Below are 20,333 nucleotides of genomic sequence, written 5' to 3' on the forward strand. Positions count from 1 at the left end.
GGCTGACTACGCCGCCGGAGCCGGGGCTGCGGCAGGCGGCGTGGAACCGGGAGCGGCCCCCGGCGTGGTCGCGGGCGCGCCGCCACCCGGTTGGGCGCCGGGAACGCCGAGGTTGAAGTTCACGGTCGGGGCGCTCTGGGCCTCGGCGGTGGCGGTGAACAGCTGCATGGGCTTGGAGCCGCCATGCAGGGTCTTGGCCCAGATAACGGTCGGGAAGGTGCGCAAGGTCGTGTTGTAGTCGCGCACGGCCTCATTGTAGTCGCGGCGCGCGACGGCGATGCGGTTCTCGGTGCCTTCCAGTTGCGATTGCAGGGTCAGGAAGTTCTGATTGGCCTGAAGTTGGGGATAGGCCTCGACCGTCACCAGCAGTCGCGACAGGGCGCTGGACAGCTCGCCTTGCGCCTGCTGGTACTGCTGGAAGGCGGCCGGGTCGTCCAGCTTGGAGGCGTCGATGTTGACGCTGGTGGCCTTGGCGCGAGCCTCGATCACCTGGGTCAGGGTGGTGCGTTCCTGAATGGCCGCGCCCTGAACGGTGGCGACCAGATTCGGCACCAGATCGGCCCGGCGTTGATACTGGCTCTGGACGTCGGCCCAGGCGGCCTCGGCCCGCTCCTGCTTGGTCGGAATGGTGTTGTAGCCGCAACCCGCCACGGCGGGCGTCAGGACGACGACGGCGGCGACGGCCGCGAGACGGGGCGAGAATCCAGCCATGAAGTTCCTCCGGGCGGTCCTGATGACCACTGATCCGGTAAAGACTATCGGAGCGGAAAGGCTCCGCTTCAAGGCTGGATTTTTCGGCGGAGCTCTAGCTGTTCAGGTCGTCCGGCGTGACGCCGACCGAGCGGCAGGCGGCGGTGTAGGTGTTGGCCAGCAGACAGGCGATGGTCATGGGACCGACGCCGCCCGGGACGGGGGTGATGCGGCCGGCGACCTCGACCGCCTCAGCGAAGTCCACGTCGCCGACGACGCGGGTCTTGCCCTCGGCGGCCTTGACCGGGTCCTTGGAGGGGACGCGGTTGATGCCCACGTCGATGACGGTGGCGCCCGGTTTGATCCAGTCGCCTTTGATCATTTCCGGGCGGCCCACGGCGGCGACCAGAATGTCGGCGGTGCGGCACAGGGCGGGCAGGTCGCGGGTGCGCGAGTGGGCGATGGTGACGGTGCAGCTTTCGCCCAGCAGCAGTTGCGCCATCGGCTTGCCGACGATGTTGGAGCGGCCGACGATGACGGCGTTCAGGCCCGACAGGTCGCCCAGCTGATCCTTCAGCATCATTAGGCTGCCCAGCGGCGTGCAGGGGATCATGCCGGGCAGGCCGACCGCCAGACGCCCGACGTTGACGACGTGGAAGCCGTCCACGTCCTTGTCCGGGTCGATGGCGTCCAGAACCGCCGCCGAATCAATATGCTTGGGCAGGGGCAGCTGCACCAGAATGCCGTGGATGCCCGCGTCGGCGTTCAGCGCCGCGATCAGGGCCAGTAGCTCTTCTTGTGTCGTGGTGTCGGGCAGGCGGTGGGTGTCGGACCGCATCCCGGCCTTCTGCGTCGTCTCGCCCTTGTTACGGACGTAGATCTGGCTGGCGGGATCCTCGCCCACGATGACCACGGCCAGACCCGGCTTGACCCCGTGGGTAGCTTCCAGCCGCGCGGCGGCGGCGGCGACGCGCTCGACCAGGGTCTGCGAGAAGGCCTTGCCGTCGATGAGCGAGGCGCGGGCGGGTTCGTCAGCCATGATCGGCTCCATGGGGTCGGGAACGTGAAAGCGTGGGCGCGATTTACAGCCGCTGCGGTTCGGCGTCTATGATAGCGCCAGCAAAGAGGTTTTCATGCGTCATTCTCAGTTCGGGGCCCTGTTCACGGCGGCCAGCGTTATCGCCCTGCTGTCGTCCGGCTCCGTTTTCGCCCAGACAGCCGTCGACACGCGCATCGGCGCTGAAGTCCGCGGACGGCTGGAAGAGAGTGACGCGCGCACCCGCGGCGGCGACGCCTATCGTTACGACGACTACCGCGTGCAATTGAGCGCCGGTCAGCGGTTGCAGGCCGAACTGCGCAGCAGCGACTTCGATTCCTTCCTGGCCATCTACGCCGAGGGCCGCACCTCGGGCGAGCCGCTGGCGACGGACGACGACGGCGCCGGCAGCGGCATGAACGCCCGTCTGCGCTTCACGCCCCAAAGCGACGGCGTCTATATCATCCGCGCGCGCCCCTACTCGGGATTGGCGACCGGCGCCTACACCCTGGCGCTCAGCGAGCGGGTGGCGCCGCGTCATCCGCGTCCGGGTCGGATTTCGGTCGGCGGCGACGTCTCGGGCCGCCTGACCAGCGGCGACGCCGAGGACGAGGACGGCAAGATCTTCGACGCCTACGCCTTCCGCGCCAACGCCGGGGACCGCGTCGCCGTCCTGCTGGAGGCGGATGACTTCGATCCTATGGTGCGCATCGGCCGCATCGTCGGCGGCTCCTTCGTCAAGCTGGCCGAGAATGACGACGGCGCGGGCAAGGGGCTGAACTCCTACCTCGTCTTCACCGCCCCTCAAGCGGGCGAATATGTGATTCAGGCCTCGTCAGTGAGCAGCGAGGCCGAGGGCGGCTATCGCCTGTCGCTGGAACAGGGCCCGCCCGCGCCCGAGGCGCGCAGCATCGCCATCGGCGACGAGATCAGCGGCCGTCTTGGCGAAGACAGCGCCCAGAGCGATTCCGGCGCCCCGGCCGATCTCTACCGCTTCACCGGTCGCGCGGGGCAGCGCCTGGCCATCAGCCTGAAGGCCGATGATTTCGACAGCTACCTCGAACTGTTCGACGCCAACCACAACAGCCTGGCCACCGACGACGACAGCGGCGGCGAGCTGAACGCGCGCCTGACCTTCGTCTTGCCCGAGGACGGAGACTATCTGATCGAGGCGCGCGGCTTCTCGGACGCCGAGGGGCGCTATGACCTGAAGGTCGAAGAGGTGGCCCCCCCGCCGCCGCCCGCCGCCATCAGCTTTGGCCAGACGGTGCAGGGCGAGCTGACGGAGGGCGGCGCAGTCGATGACGAAGGCCGTCTCTATGACGGCTACGCCTTCAGCGGAACCGAGGGCCAGCGGGTTCAGGCCATCCTGCGCTCTGGCGACTTCGACGCCCTGCTGCAGATCGGCAAGGCGGGTGAGGAGTTCGAGGAACTGGCTTCGGACGACGACGGCCTGCGTCAGGGCACGGACGCGCGCCTGACCTTCACCCTGCCTGAAGATGGCGACTATATTCTTCGTGCTCTGCCTTATGCAAGTGCGGGCAAGGGGCTGTATTCTCTTGAGTTCTCTGACCGCGGGCCAGAGCCGGGCCCCGGCAGTCTGCTGGTCGGTTCGACCGCGCGCGGCAGTCTGACGGACAACGACGCCCTGACCGATGAAGGGGTCTCGTTCGACGCCTACAGCTTCAAGGTCAAGGCCGACGAGAAGCTGCGCTTCACCCTGATCTCGCCCGCCTTCGACGCGGTGGTGGAGGTGGGCGAGGACAAGGAGGGCGACTTCCGCAGCCTGGCCGAGGACGACGACAGCCTGTCGGACACCCATGCCCGCCTGGACTGGACCGCGCCGCGCGACGGAACCTACGTCGTGCGGGCCCGCAGCTTCGCGCCCGGCTCGACCGGCGACTATGTCCTGATCGTCGAGCGTCAGCCCTGATCGTGAGCGACGACCTGATCCTGGGCCGTAAGGACCAGCACCTCGACGTGGTGCTGTCCGGCGGCGGGCGGCACGCCCTGGCGTCGGGCTTCGACGACTGGCGCTTCGTGCATGAGGCCCTGCCGGATCTGGATCACGCCAAGATCGACCTCGGCGCCGACTTCCTGGGGCGGCGTCTGCAGGCGCCCCTGTTGATCAGCGCCATGACCGGCGGACCGGCCCGCGCCGAGGCCATCAACGCCCGTCTGGCCGAGGCGGCCCAGCATCTGGGCATCGCCCTGGCGGTCGGGTCTCAGCGCGCGGCCATCGAGGGCGGGGCGACCGGAGGGCTGGATCGGTCCTTACGCGACCGGGCGCCAGACACGCCGATCTTGGCCAATATCGGCGCCGCCCAGCTGACGAGGGGGTTTGGGGTCGAGCAGGCCAGGCGGTCGCTGGACATGATCGGGGCCGACGCCCTGGTTGTGCATCTGAACCCCCTACAGGAAGCCTGTCAGCCCGAGGGCGATCGCGACTGGTGGGGCGTCGGCGCAGCCCTTCAGGCCCTGATCCGCGATCTGGACGCGCCCGTCATCGTCAAGGAGACGGGGGCGGGGATATCCGCAGTCACCGCCCAGCGTCTGATCGCCATGGGCGTGGCGGGCATAGACGTGGCCGGGGCGGGGGGCGCCAACTGGGGCCTGATCGAGGGCGAGCGTGCGACCGATGTCGCGGACAAGGCCCACGCCGCCGCCTTCGCCGCCTGGGGCATTCCCAGCGCCCGCGCCATCGCCGAGGCGCGCAACGCCCTGCCTGAGGCCCTGATCATCGGCTCCGGCGGGGTGCGTGACGGCGTCGATGTGGCCAAGGCCGTCCGACTGGGCGCCGACGTGGTCGGCATGGCCTCGGGCGTCATTCAGGCGGCGACGGAGTCCACCGAGGCGGTGGTCGCCCACTTCCAGACCGTGATCCGGCAGCTGCGCACCGTCTGCTTCTGCACCAACGCCGCCAGCGTGGCGGCGCTGAAACGCGTTCCCTTGTTAAGTGTAAAATAAATCAACTGTTTAGGCGCTCGGGCTAGGGCGCTGGTTCGGAACCCCACGGAGACCCCTCAATGCGTACCCTTCTGATGACCACCGTGCTGGCCTCGGCGCTGGCTGTCGCCGGCGCGGCCTCGGCCCAGAGCACCATCCGCCCCGGTCAGACCATTCAGGGCAATTTCAGCGCCAAGGACGCCCGCATGGGCGACGGCTCGCACTACCGTTGCTACGTCGTTCAGACCAACCCGGACGAGGCCTATACGGTCACGCTCAGCTCGTCGGACTTCGACACCTATCTGTCGGCGGGGGCGGGCGCGGACTGCGACGACACCTCGATCACCAACGACGACGGCCCTGACATGGGCACCAACTCGCAACTGCGTTTCGCCTCCAGCGGCGGCCTGTGGATCATCAAGGCCAATACGCTGAGCGAAGGCGAGACCGGTCGCTATGAGCTGCGTGTTTCTGCCGGCGAGCGCATCCGTCCGACCACCCAGGTTCTGCCGGTTTCCGTCGGCGAAAGCCGCTCGGGCCGTCTGGAGTTCAGCGACCGCCGCGCTGACGACGGCTCCTTCTACGATTGCTACGCCCTGACGATCGCGCGCGCGGGCAGCGTCGCTATCCGCCTCGATTCAGGCGACTTCGACGCCTACCTGGGCCTCTATGAGGGGCCGCAATGCGACGGCGACTCGATTGCTTCGGACGACGACAGCGGCGGCGGCACCAGCGCCCAGATCGTCCAGGACCTGCGTCCCGGAACCTACTCCGTTCGCGCCAACACGCTCGGCTCGTCCGAAGAGGGCGACTACACGCTGAGCGTCACCTCGCGTCGTTGATGATGCAGCGGCCTCGACAGCCCTAGTCGAGGCCGCGTTCGTCCCATGAGGGCGTCTCGGCGGACGCATTCGATGTCAGGGCCGCATCTCCTGCGTCGGGCAGGGGCTGATCGAAGCCATAGCTGTAATCATGGGGCTCCAGCCGAGGCGGAGCGGGCGGTTTCAAGCTTGTCCACACCAGCTCGCCCTCGCGTTGCTGAGGCGCCGCGATCCACGGGTCGGGTTCGATCAAGGCCGCATCGAGATAGGCGTATTCCACGTCGAGGACAGCGGGTGGTTGCAGCTTCTGCGGGTCATGGACGTAGCCGTCACGCAAGTCACCAACCGTCATGATCGAGCTGGCGGGGAGGTCGGGCTCCCTGGGAGCGACCACCTCTATATGCAGGCTTGGGCCGACCGTGTTGCGATGGGCGATGGCGGTGGAGCTCCACGCCGCCCAACCTCCGGCCGCCATCGCCGTGAGGCCGAGCGCCAGTCCGCTGACAACAACGGCTTTCATACGCAAGGCTCCGGTCGCACGCGACCCAAGCGCCGCGCGCTTCCTAAACCAACCAGAGGCTCACGAGTTCACACCGACGGCTGCAGATTTCTGCGCCGCGGGGCGGTCAGCGCCCTGCGTCGTAGGTGGCGACTGCGTCACGCAGCGCCTGCGGGTCCGACGCCGTCAGCAAGGGGCGCAGGGTCTCGAACTTATCGCGCGGCCAGTCGTAGATGCGCAAGGCCAGCAACAGGGCCGTCGTCTCCGCATCGAACCGCGCGCGGACTGGCTTGGCCGGATTGCCGGCGACGATGGTGTAGGGCTCGACGTCCCGCGTGACGATGGCGCCCGAGGCCACCACGGCCCCTTCGCCGATGGTGACGCCGGGCATGATCATGGCCCGCATGCCGATCCAGGCGCCGTCCTCGATCCGGGTGTCGCCCTTGCCGACATAGGCGTCGCCGATGACCTCAAGGAAGGGATAAAGGCTGAACCAGTCGGTGCGGTGGGTGTGGTTGCCGCCCATCAGGATGACGGCCTCGGCGCCGATGCAGACATAGTCGCCCACGTGCAACTGATCGACCGGCCACTGCGACTCCCAGGCGGCCAGACTGTAGGCGTCGCCATAGAGGTAGCGCACGACGCTGGACTGGAAATCGCCGGTCCAGGCGTCGCTGTAATAGGAGTGCTGGCCCCGCACATGGATGTTCGGGTTGGTCACGCTCTGGTGGAGATACTCCACCTTCGACCAGTGTTTGACGTCGTCCATGTGCGAGGCTCTCCGTGGTTTACGCTGAGGGCAGCAGGTCGCCGGCGAACGCCCGGTAACGACCGGCCCGCACCCCCTCCGTCGCCCGTGCGATGTCCGGCGCGAAGTAGCGATCGGAGGAATAGGGCCCGGCCGCCTCGCGCACGATGGCGTAGGTCTGCTCCAGTTCCGGCGACGAGGTCAGGGGGCGACGGAAGTCGATGCCTTGCGCCGCCGCCAGCAGTTCGATGCCGACCACGGTCGCCGTGTTGGCGGCCATGTCCAGCAGGCGGCGCGCGCCATGGGTGGCCATCGACACGTGGTCTTCCTGATTGGCGCTGGTCGGCACAGTGTCGATGACGCAGGGGTGGGCGACCATGCGGTTCTCGGCCACCAGAGCTGCCGCCGTCACCTGGGCGATCATGAAGCCCGAGTTCACGCCGCTGTCCTTGACCAGGAAGGCGGGCAGGTCGGTCATCTTGGGATCGACCAGGATGGAGGTGCGGCGCTCAGAGATATTGCCGATCTCGCACAGGGTCATGGCGATCATATCTGCTGCATAAGCAACAGGTTCTGCGTGGAAGTTGCCGCCCGAGATCACGTCGCCATCCTCGATGAAGACCAGCGGATTGTCGGTCACGGCGTTGGCTTCCCGCTCCAGCATGGCGGCGGCGTTGCGCAGAACGTCCAGCGTCGCGCCCATGACCTGCGGCTGGCAACGCAGCGAGTAGGGGTCCTGCACCTTGGCGCAGTCGTGGCGGTGGCTGTCGCGGATGGCGCTATCGGCCAGCAGTTCGCGCAGACGGCGGGCCACGTCGATCTGACCCGGCTGGCCGCGCAGGGCGTGGATGCGGGGATCGAAGGGCGCGTCCGAACCCAGAAGCGCATCGACCGACAGGGCGCCGGCGGCGACGGCGGCGGCGAAGACGTCCTCGGTCGCGAACAGACCGGCCAGGGCCAGGGCTGTCGAGCACTGGGTGCCGTTCAGCAGGGCTAGACCCTCCTTGGGGCCCAGGACGACGGGCTTCAGCCCGGCCTTGGCCAGAGCCGTCACGGCGTCCAGCGTCTGACCCTGATAGCGGGCCTCGCTGACACCGATCAGGACGCAGCTCATGTGGGCCAGGGGCGCCAGATCGCCTGAGGCGCCGACCGAGCCCTTGGCTGGGATCAGCGGCAGGACCTCGGCGTTGACCATGCCGATCAGGGTTTCCAGCGTGTGTCGCCGAACGCCCGAGGCGCCCTTGGACAGGCTGGCGATCTTCAGCACCATCAGCAGGCGGGTGATGTTTTCGCTCAGCGGTTCGCCGACGCCGCAGGCGTGGCTGAGCACCAGGTTCTTCTGAAGGGTTTCAAGGTCTTCCGACGCAATGCTGGTGTTGGCCAGCAGGCCGAAACCGGTGTTGATGCCATAGACCGTGCGCCCCTCGGCCAGGATGGCGGCGACGACCGCCGCGCCCTTCTCGACATTGGCCCAGGCGGCGGGCGTGAGTTCGACCTGACAAGGTCCGTTCAGGACTTGGCGAAGCTGATTAAGAGTCAGCGGATCTTGGCCGATAAGGATCTTCGTCATTTCTTCTTCTCCTCCCTTCCCCTCGAGGGGGAGGGGCCGGGGATGGGGTGTAGGCAGCGTGCCTGAAATTTAGGCGCAGGAGGCGGCGCCTCCAGAGCCATTCAACGGAAAGGGCGGAGGGTTCACCCCCACCCAACCCTCCCCCCTCGAGGGGGAGGGCTTTCAGGTCACGTCAGGCTCGGCAGGTTCAGGCCGTGTTCGCGCGCGGCGTCCTTGGCGATTTCGTATCCGGCGTCGGCGTGGCGCATGACGCCGGTGGCCGGGTCGTTCCACAGGACTCGCTCCAGACGCTTGGCGGCTTCCGGCGTGCCGTCGGCGACGATGACGACGCCCGAGTGCTGGGAGTAGCCCATGCCGACCCCGCCGCCGTGGTGCAGCGACACCCAGCTGGCGCCCGACGCCGTGTTCAGCAGGGCGTTCAGCAGGGGCCAGTCGGACACGGCGTCCGAGCCGTCCATCATGGCCTCGGTCTCGCGGTTCGGGCTGGCGACGGAGCCTGAGTCCAGATGGTCGCGACCGATGACGATGGGGGCCTTGAGCTCACCCGAGGCCACCATCTCGTTGAACATCAGGCCGGCGCGGTGACGGTCGCCCAGACCGATCCAGCAGATGCGCGCCGGCAGGCCCTGGAAGGCGATGCGCTCGCCCGCCATGTCCAGCCAGCGGTGCAGGCCGGCGTTGTCGGGGAAGAGTTTCTTCATCGCCGCATCCGTCTTGCGGATGTCCTCAGGATCACCCGACAGGGCGGCCCAGCGGAACGGGCCGATCCCGCGGCAGAACAGGGGGCGGATATAGGCGGGCACGAAGCCGGGGAAGTCGAAGGCGTTGGTCACGCCTTCATCGAAGGCGACCTGACGGATGTTGTTGCCATAGTCGACCGTGGGGATGCCCATGGCGTGGAAGTCGAGCATGGCCTGAACGTGGACGGCCATCGACTGACGCGCGGCGGCCTCGACGGCGGCGGGGTCGCTGATGCGTTTTTCTTCCCACTCGGCGACGGTCCAGCCGGAGGGCAGGTAGCCGTTGACCGGATCGTGGGCGCTGGTCTGGTCGGTCACCAGATCGGGGCGAACGCCGCGCTTGACCATTTCAGGCAGAAGGTCAGCTGCATTACCCAAGAGGCCGATCGACAAGGCCTTCTTGTCCTTGAAGGACTGCTCCAGCAGGGCCAGGGCCTCGTCCAGTGTCTCGGCCATGACGTCGACGTAGCGGGTGCGCTGGCGGAACTCGATGCGGCTGCGCTGGCACTCGATGGTGATGCAGGAGGCACCGGCCATGGTCGCGGCCAGGGGCTGGGCGCCGCCCATGCCGCCCAGGCCCGCCGTCAGGATCCACTTGCCCGACCAGTCGCCGTCATAGTGCTGACGACCCGCCTCCATGAAGGTCTCATAGGTGCCTTGGACGATGCCCTGGGTGCCGATGTAGATCCACGACCCGGCGGTCATCTGGCCGTACATGGCCAGACCCTTCTTATCGAGCTCGTTGAAATGCTCCCAGGTCGCCCATTTCGGCACCAGGTTGGAGTTGGCGATCAGCACGCGCGGGGCGTCGGCGTGGGTGCGGAAGACGCCGACCGGCTTGCCTGACTGGACCAGCAGGGTCTCGTCGGCTTCCAGCGTCTTCAGCTGCTCGACGATGGTGTCGAAGGCCTGCCAGTTGCGCGCCGCCTTGCCGATGCCGCCATAGACGACCAGGTCCTCGGGGCGCTCAGCCACCTCGGGGTCGAGGTTGTTCATCAGCATCCGCATGGCCGCCTCGGCGGCCCAGGTCTTGGCGGTCTTTTCAGGCCCGTGCGGGCTGCGGATGATGCGGGTGTTGGGCGTGGCGCTCATCGATTCCTCCATGCGGCCCAGCTTGCGGCTTAGACCGTCGTGTTTGGGGGAGTGTTATGTCTAGACATTATCGCGTGCAAGAGGCAGTTTCGATTCATGGATCATGAGCCGCTTCATCGACGGATCGCCGGCGACATCGAGCGCCGCATCGCCTCGGGCGAATGGCGGCCCGGCTTCCGCATCCCGACCGAGGCCGAGCTGATGGCCGAGTACGGCTGCGCCCGGATGACCGTGTCGCGCGCCATGTCGGACCTGTCGGCGCGGGCCCTGGTGGTGCGGCGCCGGCGCGCCGGGACGGTGGTGGCCCATCCGCCGGTGCATTCCTCGGCCCTGGTCGCCATCCCCGACATCCAGTCCGAGGTCGAGGGCAGGGGCCTGGCCTATTCCCATCGCTTGCTGGGCCGCATCGTCCGCCCGGCGCGGCCTGACGAGGGGTTGGGCGAGCGGGTGGTCGAGCTGGAAACCCTGCATCTGGCCGACGACCTGCCCTTCGTCTTCGAGCGTCGCCTGATCTCTCTGACCGCCGCGCCCGAGGCCGAGGCCGCCGACTTCACCGCCCAGCCGCCGGGCGGCTGGCTGCTGGCCCATATGCCATGGACCGAGGCCGAGCACCGCATCTCCGCCGTCGGCGCCGACCCCGAAACCGCGACCCATCTGGGTCTGGCCGACGGCGCGCCTTGTCTTAGGCTAGAGCGCCGCACCTGGCGCGACGGTCAGGGCGTGACCTGGGCGTGGCAGACCTTTCCCGGCGCGGCCTATGATTTGGTCGCCCGCTTCTCTCCGACCAAAGGATGACCCCGATGAACGAACCGTCTGAAGCCCTCGGCTGGCGCTCTGTCGCGGATCTGGTGGGGAACCATCCCGACGCCCCCGTCGCCCTGATCGGCGCGCCGCTGAACGAGCGTTCGCTGACGCCGGGCCGCTGCGATCTGGGGCCCAAGACCCTGCGCGCCGTCCTTCCGCGCCTGTCCACCTATGACGTCGAGACCGGGCTGGAACTGGACCTTCTGGTCCACGACGCGGGCGATGTGGCGCTGAAGGCCGTCTCGCCGTTCGACGCCTTCGAGCCGGTGCGCGACGCGGTCGCCGCTCAGGCCCACCGCGCCCTGACCATTCTCGTCGGCGGCAACAATGCCATCACCCGGCCGGGCGTTCATGCCCTCGGCTTGGACCGCGTCGGCGTCCTGACGCTGGACGCCCATTTCGACCTGCGTGACACGGATCAGGGCCTGACCAACGGCAACCCGATTCAGGCCCTGCTGGACGATGGTCTGGACGGACAGCGCATCAGCCAGATCGGCCTCGCCCCCTTCGCCAACACCCGCCGCGCCCACGAAAAGGCCGAGGCCGCCGGCATCAGCGTCCGCACCGCTCGCGAGTGCCGCCAGCGCGGTCTGGCCACCGTCGTGGTCGAGGAGTTGGAGCGCCTGTCGTCGCTGTGCGAGGTCATCTACGTCGACTTCGACATCGACGTCATCGACCGCAGTCAGTGGCCCGCCAGCCCCGGCGCACGGCCCGGCGGAGTGTCGGTCCACGACTTCTTCGACGCCGCCCGCGCCATCGGCGCTTGCCCCAAGGCCCGCGCCGTGGACCTGACCGAATACGACCCCTCGCTGGAAGTCGGCGACCTCGGCTCCCTGACGGCAGGACGCTGGTTCTGTGAAATCCTCAGCGGATTGGCCGCACGATGATCTCCCCTTCCGCTCATCCCCGCGGAGGCGGGGACCCAGTGCTTTGGCTTGCAGACGCAGCCATTGAGATTGTGCGTTCGACTATCCTGAAACCTCTGCGCCTCGCTGGACAGAACTGGGTGCCCGCCTCCGCGGGGATGAGCGGAGAAAGCAAATGATCCTCGCTGACCGCCTTCTCACCGACTGCCACGTCGCCGCCATGACCGAGGGCGGCGCCCCCTATGGCGCGATCGAGGACGCCGCCATCCTGATCCAGGGCGGGCGCATCGCCTGGGTCGGGCCGCGCGCGGACCTGCCTGTGCACAAGGCTGTGGAAACCGACCGTCTGAGCGGGCGTTGGGTCACGCCGGGCCTGATCGACTGTCACACTCATCTGGTCTTCGGCGGCGACCGCTCGGGCGAGTTCGAGCGGCGGCTGGAGGGCGCGACCTATGAGGAGATCGCGCGCGGCGGGGGCGGCATCGTTTCCTCGGTCAAGGCGACGCGCGAGGCGTCCGAGGACGCCCTCTACGACTCGGCCTGCAAGCGTCTGGAGGGGCTGAAGGCCACCGGCGTCACCACGGTCGAGATCAAGTCCGGCTATGGTCTGGATCACGACAGCGAGCTGAAGATGCTGAGCGTCGCCCGCCGCATCGGGCGCGAGGCCGGGGTGCGGGTTCGCACCTCCTACCTGGGCCTGCACGCCGTGCCGCCCGAGCACAAAGGCGACCGCGCCGCCTATGTGGACAAGGCTGTGGATCAAATCCTGCCCGCCGCCCATGCCGAGGGTCTGGTCGATGCCGTGGACGCCTATTGCGAGCCCATCGCCTTCACCACGGACGAGGTGGCGCGCCTGTTCGATAAGGCCGAGGCTCTGGGCCTGCCGGTCAAGCTGCACGCGGACCAATTGTCCGACGGTGGCGGCGCGGCTTTGGCTGCCCGCTATCACGCCCTGTCCGCCGACCATATCGAGCACACGACCGAGCCGGGGGTTCAGGCCATGGCCGAGGCAGGCGTGGTCGGGGTCCTGCTGCCCGGCGCCTTCCTGATGCTGCGCGAGACCAAGGCGCCGCCCGTCGCCCTGCTGCGCCAGCACGGCGTGCGCATGGCGGTGGCCACCGACTGCAACCCCGGCACCTCGCCTGTCGCCTCGATGACGGCGGCGTTGAACCTGGCCTGCGTCCAGTTCCGCCTGACGCCGGAAGAGGCCATCGCTGGCGCCACCCGCCACGCCGCCCGCGCCCTGGGGTTGCAGGATGAGGTCGGCACGATCGAGCCCGGCAAGGCCGCCGACCTGGCCGTCTGGGACATCAGCCGCCCGGCCGAGCTCTGCTACTGGCTGGGCGCGCCTTTGCTGGATCGTCGCTATCTGGCGGGGCAGGCGGCTTCCTAACTTAAGGTTGTGTTAACGATTTCGGCGGTTGTATAACCGGGTGATCCAAGGTGGAGACCCCGGTGATGCCGCACAGTCCTGACGCGTCCACACCCCGATCCATGATCGTCGCTCTGATCCTGCTGAGCGCTGCCGCCATGGCCGGGCAAATCTATCTGATCGCCAAAGGCGTCATGGCGCTGTTCTCGGCGTCCTGACGCCGCGGATTTCCGGTGCTAGCCTCGCTCAGCGGAGGGGCGGCATGGCGCAAGCGAGTACGGACATCGTCATTCTGGGCGGGGGCCACAATGGGCTGGTCTGCGCCTTTTATCTGGCGCGCGCTGGGCTGAAAGTGACGGTGCTGGAGCGGCGCGGCGTCGTCGGCGGGGCGGCGGTGACCGAGGAATTCCATCCGGGTTTCCGCAACTCGACCGCCAGCTACACCGTCAGTCTGCTGAACCCGCGCGTGATCGCCGATATGGAACTGGCGCGTCACGGGCTGCGGGTGGTCGAGCGACGGGCGGCCAACTTCCTGCCCTTCGATGACGGGCGCTACCTGCTGACGGGCGAGGGGCGGACCCAGGCCGAGGTGGCCAAGTTCTCGGCCCGCGACGCCGAACGCCTGCCTGACTATGAGGCGCGGCTTGAGACGGTCGCCGCCGTCCTGCGCGACCTGATCCTGACCACCCCGCCGAACGTGGTGGAAGGCGGCTGGCTGACGGCCCTGCCGGAAATGCTGAAGGCGGCGTCGCTGGGGCGGCGCGTCTCGGGTCTGGGTCTGGCGGCGCAGCGCGACCTGCTGGACCTGTTCGCCAAGTCGGCGGGCGACTGGCTGGACGGCTGGTTCGAGAGCGATCCGATCAAGGCCCTGTTCGGCTTCGACAGCGTCGTCGGCCACTACGCCAGCCCCTATACGCCGGGTTCGGCCTATGTCCTGCTGCACCACGTCTTTGGCGAGGTGAATGGCAAGAAGGGCGTCTGGGGCCACGCCATCGGCGGCATGGGCGCCATCACCCAGGCCATGGCCGCCGCCTGCGCCGAGCAGGGCGTCGACATTCGCCTCGATGCGCCCGTCGCCGAGGTGCTGACCGAGCGGGGCAGGGCGGTCGGCGCGGTGACCGAGGCGGGCGACGTCATCCGCGCCCGTGCCGTGGTGTCGAATCTGCACCCGCGCTTGCTGTTCGATCGGCTGGTTGATCCGGCGGTGGTTCCTGCCGACTTCACCGAGCGGATGAGCCGTTACGCCTCGGGCTCAGGAACCTTCCGCATGAATGTGGCCCTGTCCGAACTGCCGCGCTTCACCGCCTTGCCGGGGGCGGGGGACCATCTGACCGCAGGCATCATCATTGCGCCGACCCTGGCCTATATGGACCGCGCCCATGCCGAGGCGCGGCTGAACGGCTGGTCGTCAAAGCCGATCGTCGAGATGCTGATCCCCTCGACCCTGGACGACAGCCTGGCGCCTGACGGCCTGCACGCCGCCAGCCTGTTCTGTCAGCACGTCTCGCCCGATCTGGCCGACGAACATCGCGACACGGTGGCCGACCTGATGATCGAGACGGTCGAGGCCCATGCGCCGGGGTTCAAGGCCTCGGTGGTCGGGCGACTGGCGCTGGGACCGCGCGATCTGGAGCGGCGCTTCGGCCTGATCGGCGGCGACATCTTCCACGGGCGGCTGACGCTGGATCAGCTGTTCAGCGCCAGGCCGGTTCTGGGCCACGCCGATCACCGGATGCCGGTTCCAGGGCTCTATCTGTGCGGTTCCGGCGCCCATCCCGGCGGCGGCGTGACGGGCGCGCCGGGCCACAATGCAGCCCGCGCAGTGGTGAAGGATCTCAAGCCAGGCTGATGTTCATCACCTTCATCAGGGCGTCACGGATGGCGCCTTCGGTAAAGGGCTTCTGGATCGTGGGGTTGCCGCGCCAGTGTTCGGGCAGGCCCGCCTCGCCATAGCCGGTCGAAAAGACGAAGGGCACGCCGCGCGCGCGCAGGGCTTCGGCCACCGGGAAGACCTCGCGGCCCGCCACGTTGACGTCCAGCAGGGCGGCGTCCAGCGAGGCTTCGGTCGTGGCGGCGATCAACCCGTCGTCGATATTGGCCTCCGGCCCCACCACGGCGCAGCCCATGTCTTCCAGGATGGTTTCCAGCAGCATGGCTACCAGGGACTCGTCTTCAATCACCAGTACGCGACGGCCCTGCAAAGCGTTGGTCATGCGGCTTCCTTGTTCAGTGGAATGGTTATTTCGGCTGAGAGGCCGTTATCGCGGTAGTGCATCTGCGCTGTGCCCGCCAGATCATGCCGGACGTTGCGCTCGATCAAACGACTGCCGAAGCCGCGACGTTCCGGTTGAGCGACAGAGGGGCCGCCGGTTTCACGCCAGAGGATGGCGAGGTGGGGATTGTTCAGGTCCGCGACTGACCAGTCGACCAGCACCCGGCCTTCACCCGGCGTCAGCGCGCCGTATTTGGCGGCATTGGTCGCCAACTCGTGAAAAATCATGCCCAGCGATACGGCCATAGCCGGGTCCAGCGACACGCTAGGCCCATTCAGGGTCAGGCGGTGCAGGCCGTGGGCCGCTGTCTCGTGTTCCAGAACCTCGCGCAGATCGGCGCCTTCCCAGTGACTGCGCGTCAGCAGGTCGTGGGTGTGCGACAGCGACAGGATGCGCGACTGGAAGGTTTCGGCGAAAGAGCGGGGGTCCTCGTGCGAGCGCGCCGTCTGCATGGCGATGGACTGGACCGTGGCCAGGGTGTTCTTCACCCGGTGGTTCAGCTCGTCGATCATCAGCTTCTGGCGTTCGGCGGCCAGGACGGTATCGGTGACGTCATGTCCCTGGACGAAGACGCCCATGATCGCGCCCGTGTCGTTCCGGATCGGCTGGTAGATGAAATTCAGGTAGCGGGTTGTCAAAGATCCGTTGGGCATGTGCTGCAATTGGACGGGACTTTGTCGACCCTGGAAGGGCTCGCCGGTCGCCAGCACCTCGTCCAGGCAATCGTAGAAGCCTTGCCCGGCCAGTTCGGGCAGGGCTTCGCGGATCGGCTTTCCGACCACGTCGCGATGACCGATCAGCTGGCCGTAGGCGCCGTTGTGCAACTGGATCACGTGCTCCGGGCCGTTCAGCACGGCGACGAAGCCCGGCGTCTGCATGAATATGTCCAGCAACTGTCGTCGCTCGGATTCCAGACGCCGGTTGTCAGCCTGCACGCTCATGGCGCGACGGAACATGCCGCCGCCAATCAAGCTGTCCAGCGCGGAGCTGGCTTCCTCGGGTCTCAACCGACCAACCTGACGGCGTAGCCGCTCAAGTTCAGTGATGTCGCTGGTGTGCTGCAGGATATGGGTGACGGACCCCGACGCATCCTTGATGGGGGTGTGGGTGCAGCTCCAGTAGCGGTCGTCGTAAAGCACTGTACCGTCAGGCTGCTCGATCGGGATCGGATAATGGAGCACGGCCAGATGGTCCGGCTTCCCGGTCTTCAACACCTTGGCGAACGAGGCGGCCAGTTGACGGGCGTTCTCCGATGCATCTTCGCCCGGGCCGGCATCATATTCTTGCATGACGGGCTGGCCAAGCAGGTCTTCACGGCGCCGGTGCGTTACGTCCAGATAGGCCTGGTTCATCCCTGCGTAGCGAAGGTCTGCGTCTAACAGCATATAAGGGTTGGGCGATGCATCGAACGCCGCGACCAGATCGATTGTCTTGGCGAGTGTGCGCAACCCCATCCCCCATTTTATTCGACCCTAACGCCAGCCACACGGAAAGGGTGCGTGTCGCTGTTGCGAAAGTTCTGGAGATGTCTAGCGGCGTCGCGACTAAGGGGAAATCCAGATTTCGCGAATTTGACCTAGGCGTCGGCGCCAAGCGTGTCGGACAGGGCCCAGTACATGGGTTTGGGGCTGTAGGCGTCGTCGTAGGGCAGGCCGCGATTGACGCCCTGGACGGCGCGAACCCGGCTGTCGGCGTGTTCGGTCAGCCAGGAGAATTTATCGGTCAGGCCCCAGGTCACAACCCCGCGCACTTCGGGGAAGGCCAGCATGACGTCGAGGTAGCGCCGGGTTTCGTCGGCGACCATTTGATCGCGGGCGGCGTGGGAAGCGGCGCCGCCGGCTTCCTTGACGTCCAGTTCCGTCACGGTGATGTCGAGTCCCAGGTCGATCAGCGCCCTGGTCATATCCTGCAGTCCGGCCTTGTCGATCGGACCCTTGGACAGGTCGAGGTGGGCCTGAACGCCGATCCCGTCGAGGGGAACCTTGGCGGCGCGCAAGCGACTCGCCAGGGCGACAAAGGCTTGGCGTCGCGCCTTGTCGACAGGGTTGCCGTATTCGAATCCATAGTCGTTGATGACCAGGTGGGCGTCCGGCGCATGGCTGCGCGCCTCTTCCATCGCCCGTTCGATATAGGTGGGGCCAAAGGCGCGGAAGAAGGTGTTGCGGCGCAGGGACCGGGCGCCGGCTTCGGTGTCGATGGGCTCGTTGATCACGTCCCATTCCTTGATGCGCGAACCGTAGCGACCCAACACGCGTGAGAAATGCTCGGACACCAGCCGCCAGTCGCGATGCTTCAGCATCTCATGCTTGGCCCAATCCGGCGTGCTCTGGTCCCACAGCAGGGTGTGGCCGCGTACGCTCAGACTGTTTTCGTCCGCGAAGGTCAGCAGGTCGTCGACGGGGGTGAAGTGGAACTGGCCCTTGCGCCATTCCAGCGAGTTCCACTTGAGATGGATCTCGGGCGTCAAAACCTCGCAATCGCGCAACACGGCGGCGCGCAAGGCCTTGTCGTCGCGTAGGTGGTCGGCGCGGGCGGCGGCGCCGTAGTAGCGACCCCGGCTGCGCGCGGCGCGTGACAGGGACGAGCGTGCGGTCGCAGCGTCGGGCAGGGCGGCGCCTTCCCCCTCGGGTAGAGCCCAGACGCCGTGAGGCGTGAGGGCGAGAGCCGGCGCAAGCGCGAGTCCGGATAGCATTTGTCGCCGTGAAGGAAGCTTGAGCATACTGCGCCTAACCTTCTCAGGTTCTCGAGAAGCGAGGGCAGAATGTAAAGTCGGTAGGTTATAATTAGACGTTAACGGTGGTTTTGGGCGTGACGAGCAAGGGCTGTCTGGTCGTCTTCGTGGGTCTATTATTTATACCCAGGCTTAGATGAAACGCATTGGGTCGCGCAGAACTGGCGATTTCTCTGATGTCAGAAGCTACGATAGAAGGCGACGCGGACATAGCCGCTGGATCCACGGTCATCCCCATCGCTGAGGCCCGCCGAGATCTGGAACTCCGACTGGTCGCCGACCTTCACGCCCAGAACCGGGCCGACGTGATAGGCGCTGTAGTTGGAATCCCCATCGGCCGCGATTTCCAGGCCCGCGCGCAGACGGCCGGATGCGCCGACCGTGTGCGTCACGCTGGCCAGGGCGTCATAGTCATCGAGGCGGAAACCGTAGGAGCCGTACCAATCGACCCGCCAGGGACCGGCGACGTGGCCGCCGTCCAGGCTGACCATCATTTCGCCCTGTCCGCCGTCGCGGCGGTTGCCGGGGTCGCCGGGGCTGAGGTCTGTATCGACGTACCGATAGCCGAGGCCCACGCTGCCCCACGTCGGGCCTGTCCCGAAGCGATAGATCAGTTCCGCCTGGCCGCCGGTGAAGTCGGCGTCAATGGTCGTGGGGCCGTTCTTGTAGTCGTAGCCGCCGGTATAGACGACGCCTCGCACGGCCCAGCCCTTGTTGTCGGCTGAGCCCGGAACCCCAACCGTGGCGCCGACGTAGGCGGAATCGGCGACATCCAGCTTGCCGCCGGCGAAAACCGTGAAGTCGCTCTGCGCTGCGGCGGTACCCGACCAGCCGACCGCGCCCATAGCGATCAGGGCGGCTACGAGCGATGTCTTCGATGCGAGGCGGCGGGGGCGGTCGGTCATGAACATTCCCTAGCGATAGTATCGAGCGCGCCGCCTGTTTGACGACGCCGAGGAAGGCGCTTCAGATACGCTGGATGATTTTGGTTAATACTTTCAGACGACCAGTTTTCCTCTTGTCAGCTCGGCCAGGCATTCCGCACTGCGGTCAACAGGGGGCTTGGTGCGTGAAACCCAGGCGATCAGCTCCTCCATGCCGGTCTCCATGTCGCGTTCGGGCCTGAAGTTGTAGGCCTGCTCGATCTTGGCGATGTCGCCAAAGCAGTGACGGATGTCGCCGACCCGATAGCGGTTGAGCACCTCCGGGGCGATGTTCTTGCCCAGGAGCCGAGCCAGGACGCCCGCGATCTCGTTGACTGAGACCGGAGAGCCGCTGCCGACATTGAAGACGTCCCAGGTCTCGCGATCACTGTCCAGAACGGTGGCGAAGGCTCGCGCCACGTCCTGGACATGGACGAAGTCGCGCATTTGCCGGCCGTCCTCGAACACCAGTGGCGGTTGGTCGTTGAGCAGGCGTGAGATGAAGATGGCGGCCACGCCGGTGTAGGGATTGCTCAACGCCTGACGCGAGCCGTAGGCGTTGAACAGGCGCAGGGCCACGGTCGGAATTTGCAGGGCCCGCCCGACCGAGAGGAACATCTCCTCATGGTCGCGCTTGTTCACGGCATAGATGGAATTCGGCTGCAGCAGCTTCTCTTCCGTGGTCGGGACAGGCTCCAGTGCCTCTCCGTCGACCATGATCTCCCACTGTCGCGCCTCCAGTTGGGCGTGGGGGCGAACGTCGGCTGTGACATGGGCGTGGGTCGAAGGGCGGATGTAGTCGCCCTCGCCATAGATCGACATCGACGAGGCCACGGCGATCCGTTCGACGGTATGCGGCTTTTGCGACAGGACCTCCAGCATCACAGCGGCGGCCATGACGTTGTTGCGCGTATAGTCGACGATGTTGGTCATGCTCTGGCCGACGCCCACCGAGGCCGCCAGGTGCGCCAGATGGGTGACGCCTTCCAGGGCGACCTCGAATACGCCTTCGTCCAGGATGTCGCCCCTGATCCGGCGCGCGCGCCGATCAAGGTAGGTGGGCCATCCCTCGGCATCCATTTCGCCGTCGGCGTGGACCTGCGGCGACAGGTTGTCGAGGATGCTGACGCGGTATCCGCGCGCCAGCATGGCGTCGACGAGGTGAGAGCCGATGAAGCCGGCCCCGCCCGTGATCAGGATGTGCTTGTCCATGAACGTGTTC

19 protein-coding genes are annotated in these 20,333 nt (G+C 67.0%); 8 read left to right on the forward strand and 11 right to left on the reverse strand.

The window, feature by feature from the left end; translation table 11 throughout:
• Nucleotides 1–6: 6 nt before the first annotated feature.
• Together HNP51_RS04860 and folD are read right to left on the reverse strand one after the other, a co-directional pair.
• Entirely contained in the window at nt 7–711 is a 705-nt protein-coding gene (locus tag HNP51_RS04860; RefSeq protein ID WP_184267746.1) for a LemA family protein, read from the reverse strand.
• Between the two features lie 94 nt (nt 712–805).
• Nucleotides 806–1,729, reverse strand: coding sequence for a bifunctional methylenetetrahydrofolate dehydrogenase/methenyltetrahydrofolate cyclohydrolase FolD (gene folD, locus HNP51_RS04865; protein WP_184267748.1), 924 nt, complete (start codon nt 1,727–1,729; stop codon nt 806–808).
• A 94-nt stretch (nt 1,730–1,823) separates the two neighbouring features.
• On the opposite strand from folD, the gene HNP51_RS04870 reads away from it, so the two are divergent.
• Genes HNP51_RS04870 through HNP51_RS04880 form a run of 3 tightly spaced genes read left to right on the forward strand, consistent with a single transcriptional unit; the run spans nt 1,824 to nt 5,514 of the window.
• Nucleotides 1,824–3,659: a PPC domain-containing protein gene (locus tag HNP51_RS04870; protein WP_184267750.1), complete on the forward strand. Its 1,836-nt coding sequence runs from the start codon at nt 1,824–1,826 to the stop codon at nt 3,657–3,659.
• 2 nt (nt 3,660–3,661) lie between these two features.
• Nucleotides 3,662–4,693 (forward strand): type 2 isopentenyl-diphosphate Delta-isomerase, encoded by a 1,032-nt coding sequence (fni, locus tag HNP51_RS04875; RefSeq protein WP_184267752.1) that lies wholly within the window; start codon nt 3,662–3,664, stop codon nt 4,691–4,693.
• Nucleotides 4,694–4,752: 59 nt separating this feature from the next.
• Entirely contained in the window at nt 4,753–5,514 is a 762-nt protein-coding gene (locus HNP51_RS04880; protein WP_184267754.1) for a peptidase, read from the forward strand.
• Between the two features lie 22 nt (nt 5,515–5,536).
• Here the strand turns inward: HNP51_RS04880 and HNP51_RS04885 are convergent, their stop codons facing one another.
• The 4 genes from HNP51_RS04885 to hutU all read right to left on the reverse strand — a co-directional run bounded on the left by HNP51_RS04885 (nt 5,537) and on the right by hutU (nt 10,142).
• A complete protein-coding gene (locus HNP51_RS04885; RefSeq protein ID WP_184267756.1) occupies nt 5,537–6,013 on the reverse strand; it encodes a hypothetical protein in 477 nt (158 codons plus the stop codon).
• Nucleotides 6,014–6,119: 106 nt separating this feature from the next.
• On the reverse strand, nt 6,120–6,761 hold the full coding sequence (locus HNP51_RS18940; protein ID WP_184267758.1) for a CatB-related O-acetyltransferase: 642 nt from the start codon (nt 6,759–6,761) through the stop codon (nt 6,120–6,122).
• A 19-nt stretch (nt 6,762–6,780) separates the two neighbouring features.
• A complete protein-coding gene (gene hutH / locus HNP51_RS04895; RefSeq protein ID WP_184267760.1) occupies nt 6,781–8,310 on the reverse strand; it encodes a histidine ammonia-lyase in 1,530 nt (509 codons plus the stop codon).
• Between the two features lie 167 nt (nt 8,311–8,477).
• Entirely contained in the window at nt 8,478–10,142 is a 1,665-nt protein-coding gene (gene hutU / locus HNP51_RS04900; RefSeq protein ID WP_184267762.1) for a urocanate hydratase, read from the reverse strand.
• Between the two features lie 96 nt (nt 10,143–10,238).
• Here hutU and HNP51_RS04905 point away from each other — a divergent pair, with 96 nt between their 5' ends.
• From HNP51_RS04905 to HNP51_RS04920, 5 genes are all read left to right on the forward strand, one after another.
• The gene (locus tag HNP51_RS04905) at nt 10,239–10,937 is read left to right on the forward strand and encodes a UTRA domain-containing protein (protein ID WP_221415747.1); all 699 of its coding nucleotides are present in this window, start codon (nt 10,239–10,241) and stop codon (nt 10,935–10,937) included.
• Between the two features lie 5 nt (nt 10,938–10,942).
• On the forward strand, nt 10,943–11,833 hold the full coding sequence (locus HNP51_RS04910; RefSeq protein ID WP_260398337.1) for an agmatinase family protein: 891 nt from the start codon (nt 10,943–10,945) through the stop codon (nt 11,831–11,833).
• 157 nt (nt 11,834–11,990) lie between these two features.
• On the forward strand, nt 11,991–13,205 hold the full coding sequence (hutI, locus tag HNP51_RS04915; RefSeq protein WP_409360104.1) for an imidazolonepropionase: 1,215 nt from the start codon (nt 11,991–11,993) through the stop codon (nt 13,203–13,205).
• A gap of 65 nt (nt 13,206–13,270) precedes the next feature.
• Entirely contained in the window at nt 13,271–13,402 is a 132-nt protein-coding gene (locus HNP51_RS18475; RefSeq protein ID WP_260398338.1) for a hypothetical protein, read from the forward strand.
• A 44-nt stretch (nt 13,403–13,446) separates the two neighbouring features.
• Entirely contained in the window at nt 13,447–15,033 is a 1,587-nt protein-coding gene (locus HNP51_RS04920) for an NAD(P)/FAD-dependent oxidoreductase (RefSeq protein ID WP_184267771.1), read from the forward strand.
• Here the strand turns inward: HNP51_RS04920 and HNP51_RS04925 are convergent.
• The 5 genes from HNP51_RS04925 to HNP51_RS04945 all read right to left on the reverse strand — a co-directional run bounded on the left by HNP51_RS04925 (nt 15,020) and on the right by HNP51_RS04945 (nt 20,323).
• Nucleotides 15,020–15,397 (reverse strand): response regulator, encoded by a 378-nt coding sequence (locus tag HNP51_RS04925; RefSeq protein ID WP_184267773.1) that lies wholly within the window; start codon nt 15,395–15,397, stop codon nt 15,020–15,022. The two genes, HNP51_RS04920 and HNP51_RS04925, sit on opposite strands and share 14 nt — an antisense overlap.
• Nucleotides 15,394–16,911 (reverse strand): sensor histidine kinase, encoded by a 1,518-nt coding sequence (locus HNP51_RS04930; RefSeq protein ID WP_184267775.1) that lies wholly within the window; start codon nt 16,909–16,911, stop codon nt 15,394–15,396. Before HNP51_RS04930 ends, HNP51_RS04925 begins: the two co-directional genes overlap by 4 nt.
• A 122-nt stretch (nt 16,912–17,033) precedes the next feature.
• On the reverse strand, nt 17,034–18,149 hold the full coding sequence (locus HNP51_RS04935) for an endo-1,4-beta-xylanase (RefSeq protein ID WP_184267778.1): 1,116 nt from the start codon (nt 18,147–18,149) through the stop codon (nt 17,034–17,036).
• Between the two features lie 218 nt (nt 18,150–18,367).
• Entirely contained in the window at nt 18,368–19,093 is a 726-nt protein-coding gene (bcsS, locus tag HNP51_RS04940; protein WP_184267780.1) for a cellulose biosynthesis protein BcsS, read from the reverse strand.
• A 93-nt stretch (nt 19,094–19,186) separates the two neighbouring features.
• Complete coding sequence (locus HNP51_RS04945) at nt 19,187–20,323, reverse strand: NAD-dependent epimerase/dehydratase family protein (protein ID WP_184267782.1); 1,137 nt, start codon at nt 20,321–20,323, stop codon at nt 19,187–19,189.
• Between the last annotated feature and the right edge of the window lie 10 nt (nt 20,324–20,333).

This window comes from Brevundimonas bullata (assembly GCF_014207965.1).
Classification (GTDB): Bacteria; Pseudomonadota; Alphaproteobacteria; order Caulobacterales; family Caulobacteraceae; genus Brevundimonas; species Brevundimonas bullata_A.